The following is a 16,770-nucleotide window of genomic DNA, read 5'->3' as shown; positions in this document are numbered from 1 at the left end:
TATACCTTTAGCGCCCTTAATTTTTTGAAATGAAAAAAAATATTTTTATTCTTTTGGTTGGGATGTTTGGTATTACAAATGCGCAAATTCCAACCGGTTATTATGATGGAACTGATGGACTTACCGGAGCTGCACTTAAAACCAAACTAAGCGAAATCGCTACAAGAGGTCATCAGGACAAAGGTTATAATTGGAATGTTTTTTCTTCTGCTGACAGAGACAAATATTATGAAAAAGATAATACTGTTTTAGATATTTATTCTGAAAATCCGACCGGACCAGATCCTTACAATTATACAATGGGAGCTAATCAATGCGGTAATTACAGCGGAGAAGCATCTTGTTATAACAGAGAGCATACGATTCCAAAATCGACGTTCGACGATAGAACACCAATGCATAATGACTACCACCACCTTTTACCAACTGACGGTTATGTGAATGGTAGAAGAAGCAACTGGCCTTATGGAGAAGTTGGAACTGCAACTTGGACTTCCAGAAATGGCTCAAAATTAGGAAGTAGTAAACTGAATGGTTATGGCGGAACCGTTTTCGAACCAATTAATGAGTTCAAAGGTGATATTGCAAGAATCTATTTCTATTTTGCTACAAGATATCAATCGTTAATTACCGGATTTAATTATGATATGTATGACGGAAGCACTTTTAAAGTTTTTGGAGAGCCTTTCCTAAGTATGTTGCTAAGATGGCATCAGCAAGATCCTCTATCTCAAAAAGAAATTGACAGGAATAATGCAGTTTATGCATACCAAGGAAACAGAAATCCATTCATTGATCATCCAGAATATATTGCTCAAATCTGGGGAACTGTAATGGCTGTAGATGATGCTTCTTTCTCTAAGAACTTGACAATCGCTCCAAACCCTGTAAAAGGAAATACAATTCAGGTAACAGGAGATAAAGACTTGAAACAATTCAAAAAAGCGTTTATTTACAATACTGTTGGACAGAATGTACAAACAATTGAAAATCCGTTTCAAAACGGAAATACAATTACTTTAAAAAATCTTCCAAAAGGTATTTACATCTTGAAAACAGGTGAATTGAACACGAAATTTATCGTGGATTAATTGTCTTAAACAAATATTAAAAACCTGAAATCAGTTGCTTTGGCAGCTGATTTTTTTTACCTTGAAACTTCAAAAAATTTAAAAATGAAATACAACGGACAGCTTTTCAAAAAGCTTTTTTTCTTGGCAATGATTCTCAACTCTCTCCTATTCTTTGCTCAGGAAAAACCTTATTGGAAAGAGATTCAGGAATTCAAAAAACTTGACCAAACCAACGGAATTACGAAGAAACCAATTCTATTTGTAGGAAGTTCATCTTTTACTTATTGGAAAGACGTGAATGATTATTTTCCAGGAAAAACGATTATCAACAGAGGTTTTGGAGGTTCCAGATTATTGGATCTTAATAATTATTCCGAGGAACTTCTCACACCTTACAATCCTAAACAAATCGTTATCTATTGTGGAGAAAATGATATTGCTACAGACAATCCTTCTTCAGCCGAAGTTTTAGAAAGATTCAAAACATTCTTTGGAAAAATCAGAGCTAAATATCCGAAAGTTCCGGTAGCCTATGTTTCTATCAAATATTCACCAAGCCGTGAACAGTTTTGGCCGCAGATGAAAGAACTTAATCAATCAATACAAGCTTACCTTAAAACTCAAAAAAGAGCAAAATATATTGATATTACAAAAGTAATGAATGACGAAAACGGAAAAGTAAGAACCGACATTTTCAAAGAAGATATGTTGCATATGAAGCCTGTAGGTTATCGACTTTGGGCAAAAGTGATGGAGCCTTATTTAAAATAATATGATTTATTTCAGTTTCTATTTGTAATTAGTCTAAATTACTTTATATTTGCGATATGAATCAGCCAGTTATCGCATTTAGAATTGCACCTCTTACACCAGCATTTGGAAATACAGAAGAAATGTATTGTGGCAAAAAAAATTGCTGCAAAAAATTCAAGAAAGGAAAGCGTTGCAAAAAATGTCCTGGCCGTGCAAAGATCAGCTAAACATTATCCAGATAATCATAGCAACTAATGCTAAAAATATAAGAACAGAAACCAGTCTTTTAGATTGGTTTTCTTTTTTGGGCAATTTTTGGAAAGATTCAGTTGGGTTGTTTAACGACTCTTTTTCTTCAGAACCCGATTCAGATTCTGCTAATTCTGTAATTGTAATTCCCTGAACAATTGTTTTATGAAGAACAGTATTTGTCGCGTGGAGCAAAATCTGGAATTTCCCTTGAGAATCAAATTCTTTTATTCTAATCGTCCTTTCACCGTTCGGTTTTTCTAATCCAAAAGGAACAATTTTCACCAAGTCCGCATCATAAGTATTCCAATAAATAGTAATTTCCTCACCTTTTATTGCTCGGATTTTACTAGCAGAAAAATTCTTGATTTTCGGAGGAAGAATACTCTTCACATTTCTTTGCTGGCTGGAGAGATTTTGGTCATACAACTTTCGTCGTCCATCATCCATCAAAGTTTCATAAGCTTCCTTGATCTCTTTGAATCTATCTGAAAAGAACTCATCATTATCATTTTTATCCGGATGATATTTCAGAGACAATTTTCTGTAGGCTTTTTTGATGTCTTCTGCAGAAGCATTTTGAGGAATTCCGAGAAAGTAATAGTAATCCTTCACAAAGCAAATTTAATGATTCCGTTTATTTTAATAACACTCAAAAATTAATTTCTCACCGATTTCATAGATTATGCGAATAGAAAATCAGCAAAACTTGCCCGGTTTGCGAGAAATAAAAGCAAAAAAAACGGAAAGCAATCACTTTCCGTTTTTCTTAACAATTTAATTTAATTTTTTAAAAAATTATTCTGCAGTTCTTGGTTTGCAGCATCCTCTTCCAAATTGCGCTCTCACTTTCTCCTTCAAAGAGTTGTAATCTTCATCATTCATCGTTCTGATTCTGTCTGCAAAACCGAACGGTGTTCTTTCTTTCACATCATATTCGTCGAAGATTCCTCTTACGAATGCTTTTCTTTTTTGCGCTTTTTTGGCGATGATTGCGATAGCTGCTAAACCTGCGATGGCTAAAATTCCTTTTTTCATTTTTTTAAAGTTTTACGTTTTACATTTAGGAAGACGCAGACCTAAATCTTTTACTTTAAATAATTATTGACTAACCACTTCGTTAGGTTTGGGCGCCTTTATCCGTCTTCCACTCCCGCTTTTTTTGTTTTTAGCAAAAACAAAAAAGAGCTCCGTTCAAGCCGGGGCGCGCTGCGCACAATAGAAACATTTTTCCATTAAAACAAGTTTTCATTACTTTGTCGAAAACACCTTTATGTACAAATTATTATTTCTTTTAATTTCCAGCATTTGCTTCAGTCAAAAAAATGAATATTTTTCTGATTCAAAAACAGTTATAAAAGCTAATCAATACAAAATCAATATCACACAAAACAATAAAGGCAAACAACCCGTTGTAGATTTCATTTTATACAAGAAATCTGCTAATCAATGGATTCAAATCCAATTGGGAAATTTCAGAAAAGAGGAAAGCAATCTATATGTAACAACCGATGAAGACCTGAATAACGATGGCTATAATGACATCAAAATTTCTTTTGCTCAAGCAGCTCGAGGTTCTAATGAAATAGAAAAGCTGTTGATATTTGATCCAAAACAGCAAAAATTAATAGACATAACTAATTCTCAAGAATATCCTAATCTCCATTACAATCCTACGAGAAACTGTATTAATTCTTATATGTTTTCGGGGAGCAACACTACGTTATTTTTCAAACTCAGAAATAACAAATTGGAAAACTTTGCAAAAGTCGAATTCTATAACGATAGTGTTTACAGTTATAAAATTAAAAATAATGAACAGATACTGCTAAAGAAGAAGCCTTATCAATCTTCTGACTCCGCAGTATTCTTTTCAGATTTTGATCCTATCAAAGAATAGAAAAAAGCTTTGCAATCACAAAGCTTTAATTTTAGTTAGTTTTCATAAAGTCAAAAGCGCCTTTCCGTAAATGGATTCCATATTCCAGCCAAGCCTTCATACAAGCCAGAAAATTGGCCCAGCCTTCTGTTTGACCTATTGCCCACTTTATACCTTTCTCGTCTGTGTTATGCCCTTCTTCCGCAACTTTTATCACTGTATTATTTTCAGATAATTGTTGTAACTCTATTGTCACAACAGATTTTGGATCCCACACAAAAACAATTTTTTCATTGGGAATTATTTCTTTCGTTGTCAACGGATAGGAACCATCAAACTCTGGGAAAGACCAGAAGATTTCCTTACTGGTTTCCATTCTTCCGGAACCTTTGGAAATGAAATAATTCTGCATTATTTCCGGATTGATAATCGCTTCAAAAACTTCTGAAACAGGCTTCTGAATTCCGATAGAAGCTTTTGCTGTTACTTTTTCCATAGAGTTATTTTTCTGTGATAAAATTCAGTTCAGTCACGCCATTAGTGAATTGCTGCGTGTTCAAAAGTTTCAGATTAATTCTTTCCTTAATATCCACAAATAATGGAATACCTTGACCAAGAACAATTGGATTTACAAAGAGCCAAAAGCCATCAATCAAATTCTGTTGAATCAGCGAGTGAGTAGCTGACGGACTACCAAAGAGTAAAATATCTTTTCCCTTTTGTCGTTTTATCTCATTGATTTTATCTACAAGATTCTCATTGATAATTGTTGTTTTGTTTGAATCTTGACTCTCAACTGATTTGGATAAAACAATTTTGTGTACATCTTTGTACCATCTCGAATGTTCAACATCGTGCTTACTTGCATTCGGTTTGTCAGCCGCTGTTGGCCAATAACTTTCCATCATCTGATAAGTCACGCGACCATACATTGCTGTATCACTCTTACCAATGCGTTTAGCTACAAAATCAAAAATCTCTTCATCAACTTTTATCCAATCCATTTCTCCGTTTGGACCTGCAACAAAACCATCGAGAGAGATATGCATAAAAGAAATTATCTTTCTCATTCTTATTTATCCTTCGTAACCAGAATCTTTGCTGTAATTGACCATCCAGCAAACACCATATTTGTCTTTGAAACTTCCGAAATAGTCGCCCCAAAACTGATCTTCCATTGGCATTTCTATTTCTCCACCCGCAGAAAGTCCATTGAAGATTCGGTCTGCTTCTTCCCTACTTTCAGGGAAAATCGAAATATAATTCCCATTTCCTTGATTCAGTTTGTGGCCCATAGAAGGAACGATGTCCGAAGCCATCAAGAGATCTTTTCCTATTGGCAATGCGATGTGCATCACACGGTTTTTCTCATCTTCGGAAAGATGTTCTGTTCCTGGAGCGTTTCCCATTTTCATTACTCCGCCTACGAATTCGCCACCGAAAACGGATTGATAAAATTTGAAAGCTTCTTCTGCTGTACCATCAAAATTGAGGTATGAATTTAATTTTGGCATTTTCTATTTATTTTGAATTGTATTGTTAATTAAAACCACAAAAGTCACAAAAGAATTTTTTTATAAAATATTTAAAAAGATAAAAAAAGATGTTTCTTAACTTTTGTGACTTTATGGTTGATATGATTTAATGTTCCTGAACTTTCTCTGGGTCGTCATAATTAATCATCCATTGGATTCCGAATTTGTCTTCCCACATCCCGAAATAAGCGCCCCAAAAGGTGTCCTGAAGTTCCATTGTGACCTTTCCACCTTCGGAAAGTTTCTCGAACAAATTTTTAGCTTCATCTTTTGACTCGGCCTTGATTGCGACTGAAAAATCGTTTCCGTTTTTGTATTCGCCCATTCCCGGAAGAGAGTCGCTGCCCATAATCACAGTTTCTGCAGAAATTGGAAGTGAAACATGCATTATTTGGTTTTTGTATTCGTCTGCCAACGGAGGCATTCCTTCCTGAGCTGGCATATCACCAAAACGGCTCCAGAAAGGAACTTTGGTCCCGAATGCAGATTCATAAAATTTAAAAGCCTCTTCGCACTGTCCGTGGAATGTTAAGTAAGGATTGACTGCTGCCATAGTTTTATAGTCGTTTGTTTATGAGTTTAAAGATTTCTCCAGATTTTCCAAATATTGAGTCCAAGCGCCTGAACAATTTTCATAACATTCGATTTTGGGAATCAGACCTTCGTGCGTAAACGTGACCTGTGTCCCATCATCGACAGCTTTCAGATTGAATTTTATCTTGGTGTTTTCCCATTCGTGAGTGTCTTGAAGAAAAGACAGATTACTTTCTGTAACCAGCCAGACTAATTCTTTGCCTGGATTAGATTCTATCAATATTTGTTTTGAAAAATGAACTCCATCGCCTGCTGAAAAAGAAAATTCGTCTCCGATTTGATCACTCTTTCCTGAAATTATTTCTCCGAAAAAACCGCTCCACCAATTTTGTACATTTTGTAAGAATTGAAAAATCTCACTTGCAGATCTTTTGGAGTGAAAACGATATTCAAAGTTTTTATCCGTTTCCATTTCAATATTTCAAATCTTTATCGAAGTTATATTTCATTCCTTCATAGTCAAGGATTTTTCGCATCAAACCTAATTGTCCTGACAAATAATCTTCCCGTCCAATGCACATTCCAACAAAATTAAGAACATCTTCTTTGAAAAAATCAACGCCCATTCCCATTGGGAAATCTTTGTCTAAATCTTCGTCTGTAGCTTCCAATAACTTTTGATAAACCAAAGGCGAAATCTTGTGGAAACTTTCTTTCAATTGCGCTAATGTGGGATAAATGAAATTCTCATCCAAAGCTTTTCCCTGGAAAAATAAGTCGCTGAAAGGGTCTTCTTCTTTGAGTTCCAAAACCCAGCCCAGGCTGTAACGCATATTGATAAAATTCCCAACCATCCAAATGATATGATTGGTTTTCCCATCGATTCTTTTCTTTGCATCTTCTTCAGAAATTCCGTCCAAAACCATCACAAATGTCTGCGAATGGGCACGGAATGCAGGAATGATTACTTCTAATTTTTTTGAGGTTGGTTTATCCATCATTTATGTTTTTAAATTAATTTTCAGAAAGATTCTTTACGACTTCTAAGCCTTTGTTGAAGCCTTCATCCATCATATCTTTGTAGCTATTGTCGACACCGACTTCAACTTTCAGGGTTGTTTTTCCATTATTGTTTTCGAGATAGTAAGCCTCCAGACTTCCGTTCCAAGCTTTTACTTTTTCACTGTCAACATCTTCCACTCCATCAGTTAGCTCGCCAAGATGTTTAAACACCAAATGTTTTGGCTTCTCGATACGTTCTATTGTACTTACCATTCCGTTTTGCCCACTTGCTTCAGTAAAATACGTTTTCCCTCCAACTTCCCAATCTGTTTTCATCACAGAACCCGGGCTGAAATAATGTGTCCATTGAGAATAAGTTTTGTCATTCCACAAAATATCCCAAACTTTTTCCGCTGGTGCATCAATCTCTATTTGATATCTTAATGTTTCCATAACTTTTTAATTTATGAGTTGTAATAAGCGTCTTCTATATCTTTGATGATAATTTTTTTCATTTTCATCATTGCTCCAAATGCTTTTTGAGCTTTCTCAACTTCGTGAGTATTTGTCAATTCTATTAATTTATGCGGAACAATCTGCCAGCTGAAGCCATATTTATCCTTGAGCCAACCGCACATACTTTCCGAGCCTTCTTTTGTGAATTCGTCCCAATAATAATCGGTTTCGTCTTGGTCCTTGGTCATTACGGTTATAGAAGTCCCTTCTGTAAATTGAGCTTTATGATCGTGTGAACTGTCCATTGCCATCATCACATAATCATTGATGATAAACTGAGAATGCGCTACATTTCCAACCACATCACCTTGTCCTTCTTCATATTCCATAATGCCCTCTATCTCAGAATCCGGGAAAATGCTTGTATAATAATTCAGGGCTTCTTTACATTTTCCGGCATTATTCCCAGTAAACATCATTACCGGAGAAACTTTTTGCTTGGCTTTTTCAGCTGTAAAATATAATTGCCAGGAAATCCCATATTGGTCTTCTACCCAAGCATATTTTTCGCTCCATGGATAAGCGTCCAATTCCATCATTACTTTTCCTTTTTCAGCAAGTCTGTGATAATAGCTTTCTACTTCTTCAGCAGAATCACACATCATCATTAATGATAAAGTCATATTAGGTTTGAACATTGGACCAGCATTCAGGAACATTAATTTCTGACCTTCGATTTCTATGTTAATAACCATTGGCGTATTAACTGTAATCTCTGTATTTCTGAAAACAGAAGTGTAAAACTCTGCTGCTTCAACGCCATTTTGGTTGAACCAAAAACAGGGAAATATATTATTGTTCATTATTTTATTTTAGAAATTAGATTTAAAATTTTGTAATCTTCCAAGTTTTAACACAAAGACGACAAAGTTTTTTGTACAAGCTATTTTTAAGTCACAAAGGCGCTTAAGTTTATATAATCTTTTGTGACTTTTGTGGTTGATTCTAAATACTTTCTGAATAAGACTTAAAATTATCCAAAATTGCTTGCCAACCGTCTTTTTGGAATTCCAAAGGATTTTGATTTTCCGGGTCAAAGCTTTCAGTCACTTTTGTTTTGTCATCAGACAATTTTTCGAAAATAATTTCAACTTCTCGTCCATCTTCCATATGATATTGGATTGATTGATTTTCTTTAACATCATCATAAATCCCAACAAAGTCAAAACCAAAACTTCCGTCCTTTGCCTGCATTCTTACTTCTAATTTACCGCCAACTGTTAAATCATTTTTAGCAGAAGGACATTCCCAACTTTCGTGGGCAAAGTTCCAATTGACAATATGTTCCGGATTATTGAATGCGTTCCAAACCTCATTAATTGGTTTATTGATTTCTGCTGTTACTTTAATTTTATTCATTTGAATTTCTTTTAAATCAAAGTTAATTTTATTCTGATATGCTCGACTTGTCTTAGGACAATAATTGGTCATAAAACAAAAAATCACTCTTAAAAGAGTGATTTTCAATATATTTATTTTTTAAAGTTCAATGGATATTTTACATTGCTGTAACTATCAATACTTGCTTTGAGCGACCCAACCGCGAGTTCAGCTTTTATAAGAATTGGTACTCTGTTTTGGTCATTTGTCACCCACATTGTAACGCCTTCTTTCTGTTTAAAAACTCTTCCGCTGATAACAGAAGGAATAATTTTGAGGCAATTAATTTTACCAAATTTGGTTGACAAGTTCTCTGTTCCGACCACTTTCAATTGAAAGGGAAATAATTCGTCATCAATCCAGACATTCATTTTCAACACGCTACCTACTTTCAAATTATCTGCAGTCTGGCTTCTCAAATAATAAAAACAAGACAACATATCCTGAATATCATTTGGAACTTTAATTGTTTTTGCAGGTCTGTCCGTATGTTTTTTATCTACTAAAACCAAAGAGTTGTTAGCTGGATTAAAGGTACTTTGCAAATGCTGAGTATAACTTCCTTCAGAAACATTTCTTACATAGAAAAGTGGTTCTTTATTTTCATTGATATAACTTTCGTAAACATCTTCTACCTTGAAAAATGCCTTCGCTGCACCACTTGTTTTCCCAACACCTCGAACGTAGAAAGCCGGTTGCCCTTTGTAAGAAGTTTTTGTAGTTGATAAAGTAGCGTTTCCAGCCGTAATAAAACCATAGTGAATTCTATAGCTCAAAACCTCGCCAGCATTGATATTATCAAATTGTGCTGAAGCTGATGTGAACCATAAAAAACTGATTAGAAATAACAGATTCTTCATTAATTATTATTTATAGGCTAAGTCTAAGACAAATTATTTGCCAAATTTAAAAAATAAAACCCTCCGTTTCCGAAGGGTTTTAAAGTATGTATAAAATTACATAATATTTGTACCGTCTGGAATCACTGCATTTTTCTTTACTACAACAATTCCATCCTTGATAGAGTGCGTGTCGTAATCTCCATCCGGATGATGTTTTCCACCAATGATTCTTACATTATTTCCAATGTAACAGTTTTTATCCAGAATTGCCATATCAATATAACAGTATTTCCCAATCCCCATACTCGTGATTCCATCTTTCTCATTCTGAGAAACTTGCTGAGCAGTCTGATAGTAATCGGCTCCCATCACATAGGAATTCACAATCGTAGAACCTCTATCCACTCTCGTTCTGTTTCCGATAATGCAATTCTCAATTTTATCAGCTAAAATAATACATCCATCGCCGAAAATCGTTTTGCTCACATACGAACCATTGATTTTTGTTGGAGGAAGCATTCTCGCTCTTGTATAAATAGGATTAGAGCTGAATAAATTGAATTGTGGTAAATCCTGAGCCAAATCTAAATTAGCCTCATAAAAAGACTCAATTGTTCCGATATCTGTCCAATAACCATCGTATTGATAACTTAAAACATTTAAGTTTCCGATAGATGCAGGAATGAAATCTTTGCCGAAATCATCGCCTTCATAATCTGCAAAAAGCTTTCTCAAAACATTTTTGGTAAACACATAGATTCCCATCGAAGCTAAATATTCTTTGCCTTGAGCTTTGCTTGCATCACTGGTTTCAGAAGTCCAATCTGATAGAACATCCAGACTTGGTTTTTCTGTAAAAGCTGTAATATTGCTATCTTCATCCGCTTTCATAATCCCGAATCCAGTAGCATCTTTCGCAACCACAGGAATTGTTGCAATGGTGATATCGCCCCCTTTTTCTTTGTGGAAATCTATCATTTTCTTGAAATCCATCTGATAAAGTTGATCACCGGAAAGAATCAGAATATATTCATATTCATATTTTTCAAGGTGTTTCATTGTCTGGCGAACTGCATCTGCCGTTCCTTGATACCAGTTTTCATTCTCCACATTCTGCTCAGCCGCCAAAATATCTACAAATCCTTTGCTGAAAATATCAAAGTGATAAGAATTCTTGATATGAGAATTCAGTGATGCAGAATTGAACTGAGTCAACACCAAAATCCTGTTAAGTCCCGAGTTGAGACAATTGGAAATAGGAATATCTACCAAACGGTATTTACCTGCAATTGGAACTGCGGGTTTGGACCTCGTATATGTTAAAGGGAATAATCTGCTTCCACGTCCACCTCCTAAAACGATAGAAATTACGCTTTCATTCATAATATGTTTTTAGTTATATATATTTATTAAAGTTAATGATAGTTTTCAAATATTAAGCCAATGTTAACAAAAAAATTTAGTAGTTATAAAGCTGAGAATAATTCTGTGCTGATTTCTCCCAAGAAAAATCAAAAGACATATTACTAAAAATCAAACCTTTCATCAAATCTTTCTGACTGTAAATGTGTAACGCTCTTTTTATTGCGTGAACAGCATCTTCCGCACCAGCATTGGTAAAATTGAGTCCACTACCACCGGTTGAAATATCCTGAACCGTATCTCGTAAACCGCCTGTATATCTCACAATAGGAATCGTTCCATATCTCATAGAGTACATTTGGTTCAGTCCACAAGGCTCTACCCGACTTGGCATTAGCAAGAAATCTGCCGAAGCGTAAATCTGATGTGACAAATATTCTTTGTAACCCAAATCTATCGCAAAATTAATATTAAATTGATATTGTAATTCCTTCAGTCTGTTCTCAATTTTTGGATTTCCGGAACCTAAGACAATAATGTTCAAAGAGCCATTGGTTTCCTGAATACTTTTTTCAACAATCTCTGGTAAAAGGTCAGCACCTTTTTCACCAGCAAATCGTCCTATGAAACCGAAAAGCGGAAGATTGGGATTGAGTCCATATTCTGCGCAAATGGCTTTTTTGTTTTCCCACTTTCCTTCTTCTGCATAATCTCTGTTGAAATTGAATTTCAACATATCATCAGTTTGCGGATCCCAAACTTCGGTATCAATTCCGTTGATGATTCCGAAAGCTTTTTGGCGTTCCTGATTCATCAATGGCTCAAGACCCTGGAAGCTGTAAAATAACTCTTCCAGATAACCACCCGAAACCGCATTGAAAGCATTACAAGTCTTAATCATCGTAGCCATCGGATTGATTCTTCCGTTCCAATCCAATAATCCAGAGTTTTGACCATCGAAATGGGGAAGAAAACTGGACATCTGCCAATTCATACTTCCTTGATACTCACCATTATGAATCGTTCCGATGGTTTTGACACCTTTCAGGAATCTGAATTCATAACAGTTATCAATCATAAAAGGGACTAATCCTGTATGATAATCATGGCAATGAAAGACATCCGGACGAATCTGCATCGCACTCAGCCAATGCAAAACCCCGTGCTGAAAAGCAATGAACTGTTCACTTTCATCCCAATAACCATAGACATTTTCTCTATCCAAAAGTCCCGGAATTTTAACCAAATACAAATCAAAACCTAAAGATTTATCCTTCTCTTTGAAAACCTGAACCTGATACATGTGTGACGATTGATGAATGAAACCATCAAACACAATATCGAAGTCGTGATTGTAGAAAAACGGCTTGTTGTACCAAGGCATTATCACGCTGGCATCCAATCCCATTTTGTTTTGATATTTGGGTAAAGCGCCCACCACGTCCGCCAGTCCACCGACTTTTGCGACAGGATAGCATTCCATAGAAAGGTGAAATACTTTCATATATTTCTTAGTTTATTTTTTACGTTTCAGGAAATCTGCAATTTTAGATTTCTTTATTAGTTTACTTTGTTTCAATACCAAACCTGATAAGGGTGGTAATTTTATAATGATTGAGTTCTTTCTGTTATTCCAGCCTTCATCTAATCTTTGGGAAATGACGGCTTCTACTCCACTTCCGCTGTATTTTTCTTCGTCGGAATTCAGGATTACTTTCCAATCTGTATTTTCATCCACGCCAATTCTGTAATCGAAACTATTGGGTGTTAAATTCAGAACAGTCATCAGAACTTCTTTGTCGTATTTGCTTTTTCTGAGATAAATAAAAATCGAGTTATCACTATCGTCGCCATCAACCCATTCATAACCATAAGGCGAAAATTGCAATTCATATAAAGCAGGATGTGTTTTGTATAAGAAATTCAAATCCCGAACAAACTCTTGAAGATTCTTATGAACTGGATACTGAAGCAAGTGCCAATCGAGAGAACTTGTGAAATTCCATTCGTTGGTTTGGGCAAACTCATCTCCCATAAAAAGCAATTTCGCTCCCGGATTCGTGAACATATAAACATACATTGCGCGTAGATTGGCAAATTTCTGCCATTCGTCGCCCGGCATTTTGTAGATCAGACTGCTTTTTCCGTGCACCACCTCGTCGTGAGACAACGGCATCATATAATTTTCATTATACATATAGGTGCTCGTGAACGTGATTTTGTTGTGATGATATTTCCGGTTGATCGGATCTTCTTTGAAATAATCCAATGTATCGTGCATCCAGCCCATCATCCATTTCATCCCAAAACCAATTCCGTCATCGTGAACTGGTTTGGTTAATTTTGGAAAATCGGAACTTTCTTCTGCAATCGTCTGAACATCTGGAAATTCTTTATAAACTGCCGTATTGAAATCCTGCAAAAACTGTTTTGCTTCTAGATTGACGTTTCCGCCGTAGATATTTGGTTCCCATTCACCATCGTTTCTGGAGTAGTCGAGATGAAGCATAGATGTTACAGCATCCACACGTAAACCATCGGCGTGATAACGGTCAAGCCAAAATATTGCATTTGAAATCAGGAAAGATTTGACTTCCGGTCTTCCGTAATTGAAAATATAAGACTTCCAGTCGGGATGAAAGCCTTTTCTTGGGTCCTCGTGTTCATATAAAAAAGAACCATCAAAACGGTGTAATCCATTGGCATCTCCCGGAAAATGAGACGGAACCCAATCCAGAAAAACACCGATATTATTTTTATGAAGTTCAGAAATCAAATACATCAACTCCTGTGGACCACCGAATCTGGAAGTCGCCGCGTAAAATCCCGTAATCTGATAACCCCAACTCGGGTCGTATGGATATTCCATAATCGGCATGAATTCTACGTGTGTAAAATTCATTGCTTTGATATAGGAGACTAATTTGTCCGCTATTTCGCCATAACTAAGAAAACGTTCAGGATTATTTGGATCACGCATCCACGAACCTAGATGCATTTCGTAAACCGAAATCGGAGATTCGAGACTGTTGTATCGCCAGCGTTTTTCCATCCATTCTTTGTCCTGCCACTCATACCAAGTGGTACAAACTGCAGAACCTGCCTGTAGAGCATTCTCAAAACAGAGTCCATACGGATCCGCTTTTTCTAATAAAATTCCGTCGGTTGTTCTGATGCCATATTTATAAACTTCACCAAAATCCAAGTCTGGGATAAAACCTTCCCAAATCCCAGATTGATCCCAACGTCCAGCCAACTTGTGAGAAAAAGAATCCCAATTGTTGAAATTTCCCATTACAGAAACCTCTGTTGCTGTTGGTGCCCAAACGGCAAAATAAACACCGGAAACTCCATCGACCTCCACTTTATGAGAACCGAACTTTTCGTAGAGCCTCGTGTGTTTTCCCGAACGGAAAAGATAAATATCAAAATCGGAGAATAGTGAGTAAGGCAGAACCGACATAGGTTAAGTATAAATGATGAATGACTAATTATAAATGATGACTTGTTAGCAATTATAATACCTTTACCAAGATAGCGAAATTAATCGGTACAGCATTATAATAATTTTGTTAATTAGTATTAAATTTAACAAGCTTCTATATTGCATCTTGTAAATTATAAAAAGGATAAGCGCAAGTTTTTATGTCTTGTATTGACGCAATGTTTAAATTGGGGAGTTGTGTGCCACTTTACAAGACGACGCTACAACAAAAAACACTAACTGAAATAAAATAGAAATTATGTTTATAGAAAAATGGAAAGATATTGCATTTGGAAGTGATTTTGGCGGAGATTTTCTACAATTTTTGGAGAAAATCCCAAGTGAAAAATTAACATTGACAGAAATTTACAAACTCTGTGACTTACAAAAATATTTTGACCAACCAGAATTACTAAATCAACGTACCGACAACAATGTGGACCACGACCAAATTCTCAAAATCAGATTCCGCTTCCTCCAAAATCTGATAGTGCAAAAGCAAAATAAAATTTAGTAAAAAACGCAGGGAATATGAAAACACAACTGAAAATTTTCGCATTATTTACATTATTACTATTGTACAGCTGCAAAGAAAATAGTGATAAAGTGTCTAAAAGTAATGACGCAGACAATGAGTTTCTTAAAACTTTGGTAGAAAGACAAATCGGAAAAAGCAATTATTACATTTCGCTTCCCAAAGATTATGTGATAGAAGAAACTAACGGAGAAGACTTTTCCGTTTACCATTTTTATCCTGCAGACAGCACAAAAAAAACAGATTTTTCTGGTGGTTTTTATTTTGGAAATCATCCCAGCCAGTTTCCTCCAGATAGTAAAAGCTGTACAACAGAAAATAAGAAGAATAGAATACTTGGTCAAGATTCTAATTGGACAGTCTATAACTGTGATGGCAACTACTCTGTCCAAACTATTATTGACAGTAAAAGTGGTGAGAACTGGAATGAATTGCTTCATATTTTTGGAAATACCAAATCCAACAAAAATCTCAATAATATGCTGCTCATTTTTTCGACAATGAAAAAAAACTAAGATAATACAAGAAATTTAAGAAGAGTATTTACAAATCACAAACTTAAACCACTATGAAAAAGAAAGCAATTATTATCGTATTATCATTGTCGCTGTGCCTCTTTGCCTTTCTAATTAGAGATTGGTTTTTATCGTTTTTTGTAGCTGGAATTACGGGTGAAAATATATTATTTAGTGACAGTTCGAGCTTAACCCATCATATTTTCCCGATGCTGATTTTTATTTTCTCATTTGGAATAATCCCTTTCTTATACCTGATTGTCAAAAATTATTGTAAAATCTATTCGGCCAAACGGCAATTACTTTCTTTACTCATAATCATAATTTCCGGAGTCCTATTTTTGTTAATGAGAGTGCTTTATATGAAATTTAAAGTTGCTCAGATCAATGACATTTTAAGAAGAGCCGAATTTACTTCAGAAGCTGATATACCCAGAATTCATTTTCAGGATATGAATTTGGAATATTATCTGTTGGCTGGTTTGGTTGTTGGAGCGCTACTCAGTATGATTATTTTAAAAAAATCTTCAAACATTAAAAATAAAATCTAAATCTAAAAACTGATATGAAAACATTGGAAAACCAAATATTAAGCTTCGACAATTGGGAACAACCGTGGACGTTTCGTGAGTTTGTAATTCAGGATAAAACATTAAGTGATAATGAATTAAATTTATTCAACGAAATCTGGACAAAAGGTGGCGCCTACGAATTATGGAATGATTATGATATCGTTTTAGGATGCAAGGCTAGTCATTCTTTTATTGCTGAAAATTATAATTTAGCGGATAAAGCCATTGCGAATATTGTTCGGGCGCTATCTTATGAATGGAAATAATATGAAATCAAAAGGTTTTTACACAGATACAAAAGAAAGCATTGAGAAACATTTTAGTTTCCTCAAAGCATTTGGTTTTTCAGCATTTGAGGAAAAACAATTGGCCTATGAATTTCATTTTGAAGCCAAGAACGATGCTATTTTAATTGATATTTGGTTCGTAGCTACTACTTCTACCCCAATTTATATGATATTTTGGTTTATCTCGGCGCCTGCGGAACCGGTGGTTGTATGTACGGATTGTTTTTAAATCAATCTGACAATTACTATAAA

Annotated in this window: 23 protein-coding genes; 8 read left to right on the top strand and 15 right to left on the bottom strand. The window is 35.2% G+C overall.

The window, feature by feature from the left end:
- The first annotated feature begins 29 nt into the window (after positions 1-29).
- Positions 30-1,091 carry an endonuclease gene (locus tag BUR19_RS04045; RefSeq protein ID WP_074233630.1) on the top strand — a complete coding sequence of 354 codons (1,062 nt, stop codon included), beginning with the start codon at positions 30-32 and terminating at the stop codon, positions 1,089-1,091.
- 84 nt (positions 1,092-1,175) lie between these two features.
- Positions 1,176-1,844, top strand: coding sequence for a GDSL-type esterase/lipase family protein (locus tag BUR19_RS04040; protein WP_074235532.1), 669 nt, complete (start codon positions 1,176-1,178; stop codon positions 1,842-1,844).
- A 201-nt stretch (positions 1,845-2,045) separates the two neighbouring features.
- Here the strand turns inward: BUR19_RS04040 and BUR19_RS04035 are convergent, their stop codons facing one another.
- A complete protein-coding gene (locus tag BUR19_RS04035) occupies positions 2,046-2,690 on the bottom strand; it encodes a J domain-containing protein (protein ID WP_074233629.1) in 645 nt (214 codons plus the stop codon).
- Positions 2,691-2,873: 183 nt separating this feature from the next.
- Positions 2,874-3,113, bottom strand: a complete 240-nt coding sequence (locus BUR19_RS04030; RefSeq protein WP_074233628.1) for a hypothetical protein — start codon at positions 3,111-3,113, stop codon at positions 2,874-2,876.
- 235 nt (positions 3,114-3,348) lie between these two features.
- Here BUR19_RS04030 and BUR19_RS04025 point away from each other — a divergent pair, with 235 nt between their 5' ends.
- On the top strand, positions 3,349-3,975 hold the full coding sequence (locus BUR19_RS04025; protein WP_074233627.1) for an XAC2610-related protein: 627 nt from the start codon (positions 3,349-3,351) through the stop codon (positions 3,973-3,975).
- Positions 3,976-4,006: 31 nt separating this feature from the next.
- Here the strand turns inward: BUR19_RS04025 and BUR19_RS04020 are convergent, their stop codons facing one another.
- The 13 genes from BUR19_RS04020 to glgB all read right to left on the bottom strand — a co-directional run bounded on the left by BUR19_RS04020 (position 4,007) and on the right by glgB (position 14,588).
- Entirely contained in the window at positions 4,007-4,450 is a 444-nt protein-coding gene (locus BUR19_RS04020; protein ID WP_074233626.1) for an SRPBCC domain-containing protein, read from the bottom strand.
- Between the two features lie 4 nt (positions 4,451-4,454).
- The gene (locus tag BUR19_RS04015; protein WP_074233625.1) at positions 4,455-5,024 is read right to left on the bottom strand and encodes a dihydrofolate reductase family protein; all 570 of its coding nucleotides are present in this window, start codon (positions 5,022-5,024) and stop codon (positions 4,455-4,457) included.
- 6 nt (positions 5,025-5,030) lie between these two features.
- A complete protein-coding gene (locus tag BUR19_RS04010) occupies positions 5,031-5,468 on the bottom strand; it encodes a VOC family protein (RefSeq protein ID WP_074233624.1) in 438 nt (145 codons plus the stop codon).
- A gap of 127 nt (positions 5,469-5,595) precedes the next feature.
- A complete protein-coding gene (locus BUR19_RS04005; protein ID WP_074233623.1) occupies positions 5,596-6,042 on the bottom strand; it encodes a VOC family protein in 447 nt (148 codons plus the stop codon).
- An 18-nt stretch (positions 6,043-6,060) separates the two neighbouring features.
- Positions 6,061-6,495, bottom strand: coding sequence for an SRPBCC family protein (locus BUR19_RS04000; RefSeq protein WP_074233622.1), 435 nt, complete (start codon positions 6,493-6,495; stop codon positions 6,061-6,063).
- 1 nt (position 6,496) lies between these two features.
- Positions 6,497-7,021: a hypothetical protein gene (locus tag BUR19_RS03995; protein ID WP_074235531.1), complete on the bottom strand. Its 525-nt coding sequence runs from the start codon at positions 7,019-7,021 to the stop codon at positions 6,497-6,499.
- Positions 7,022-7,037: 16 nt separating this feature from the next.
- The gene (locus BUR19_RS03990; protein ID WP_074233621.1) at positions 7,038-7,478 is read right to left on the bottom strand and encodes an SRPBCC family protein; all 441 of its coding nucleotides are present in this window, start codon (positions 7,476-7,478) and stop codon (positions 7,038-7,040) included.
- An 11-nt stretch (positions 7,479-7,489) separates the two neighbouring features.
- Positions 7,490-8,344: a VOC family protein gene (locus BUR19_RS03985; protein WP_074233620.1), complete on the bottom strand. Its 855-nt coding sequence runs from the start codon at positions 8,342-8,344 to the stop codon at positions 7,490-7,492.
- A gap of 142 nt (positions 8,345-8,486) precedes the next feature.
- The gene (locus tag BUR19_RS03980) at positions 8,487-8,900 is read right to left on the bottom strand and encodes an SRPBCC family protein (protein ID WP_074235530.1); all 414 of its coding nucleotides are present in this window, start codon (positions 8,898-8,900) and stop codon (positions 8,487-8,489) included.
- A gap of 113 nt (positions 8,901-9,013) precedes the next feature.
- The gene (locus BUR19_RS03975) at positions 9,014-9,781 is read right to left on the bottom strand and encodes a DUF3108 domain-containing protein (RefSeq protein ID WP_074233619.1); all 768 of its coding nucleotides are present in this window, start codon (positions 9,779-9,781) and stop codon (positions 9,014-9,016) included.
- Between the two features lie 96 nt (positions 9,782-9,877).
- Positions 9,878-11,146 (bottom strand): glucose-1-phosphate adenylyltransferase, encoded by a 1,269-nt coding sequence (locus BUR19_RS03970; RefSeq protein ID WP_074233618.1) that lies wholly within the window; start codon positions 11,144-11,146, stop codon positions 9,878-9,880.
- 76 nt (positions 11,147-11,222) lie between these two features.
- Positions 11,223-12,629, bottom strand: coding sequence for a glycogen synthase (locus BUR19_RS03965; RefSeq protein ID WP_074233617.1), 1,407 nt, complete (start codon positions 12,627-12,629; stop codon positions 11,223-11,225).
- A 12-nt stretch (positions 12,630-12,641) separates the two neighbouring features.
- Positions 12,642-14,588 (bottom strand): 1,4-alpha-glucan branching protein GlgB, encoded by a 1,947-nt coding sequence (glgB, locus tag BUR19_RS03960; RefSeq protein ID WP_074233616.1) that lies wholly within the window; start codon positions 14,586-14,588, stop codon positions 12,642-12,644.
- A gap of 280 nt (positions 14,589-14,868) precedes the next feature.
- Between glgB and BUR19_RS03955 the strand changes: the two genes are divergently transcribed.
- The 5 genes from BUR19_RS03955 to BUR19_RS03935 all read left to right on the top strand — a co-directional run bounded on the left by BUR19_RS03955 (position 14,869) and on the right by BUR19_RS03935 (position 16,747).
- The gene (locus BUR19_RS03955) at positions 14,869-15,123 is read left to right on the top strand and encodes a hypothetical protein (protein ID WP_074233615.1); all 255 of its coding nucleotides are present in this window, start codon (positions 14,869-14,871) and stop codon (positions 15,121-15,123) included.
- Positions 15,124-15,140: 17 nt separating this feature from the next.
- A complete protein-coding gene (locus tag BUR19_RS03950; protein WP_074233614.1) occupies positions 15,141-15,659 on the top strand; it encodes a hypothetical protein in 519 nt (172 codons plus the stop codon).
- Positions 15,660-16,021: 362 nt separating this feature from the next.
- On the top strand, positions 16,022-16,210 hold the full coding sequence (locus BUR19_RS03945) for a hypothetical protein (RefSeq protein WP_074233613.1): 189 nt from the start codon (positions 16,022-16,024) through the stop codon (positions 16,208-16,210).
- Positions 16,211-16,224: 14 nt separating this feature from the next.
- Positions 16,225-16,497 (top strand): hypothetical protein, encoded by a 273-nt coding sequence (locus tag BUR19_RS03940; RefSeq protein ID WP_074233612.1) that lies wholly within the window; start codon positions 16,225-16,227, stop codon positions 16,495-16,497.
- Position 16,498: 1 nt separating this feature from the next.
- Positions 16,499-16,747 carry a hypothetical protein gene (locus tag BUR19_RS03935; protein ID WP_139297258.1) on the top strand — a complete coding sequence of 83 codons (249 nt, stop codon included), beginning with the start codon at positions 16,499-16,501 and terminating at the stop codon, positions 16,745-16,747.
- Positions 16,748-16,770: the final 23 nt, after the last annotated feature.

The organism is Epilithonimonas zeae, assembly GCF_900141765.1.
In the GTDB taxonomy this organism is placed as follows: Bacteria; Bacteroidota; Bacteroidia; order Flavobacteriales; family Weeksellaceae; genus Epilithonimonas; species Epilithonimonas zeae.
This window is presented reverse-complemented; position numbering and strand designations above follow the sequence as displayed.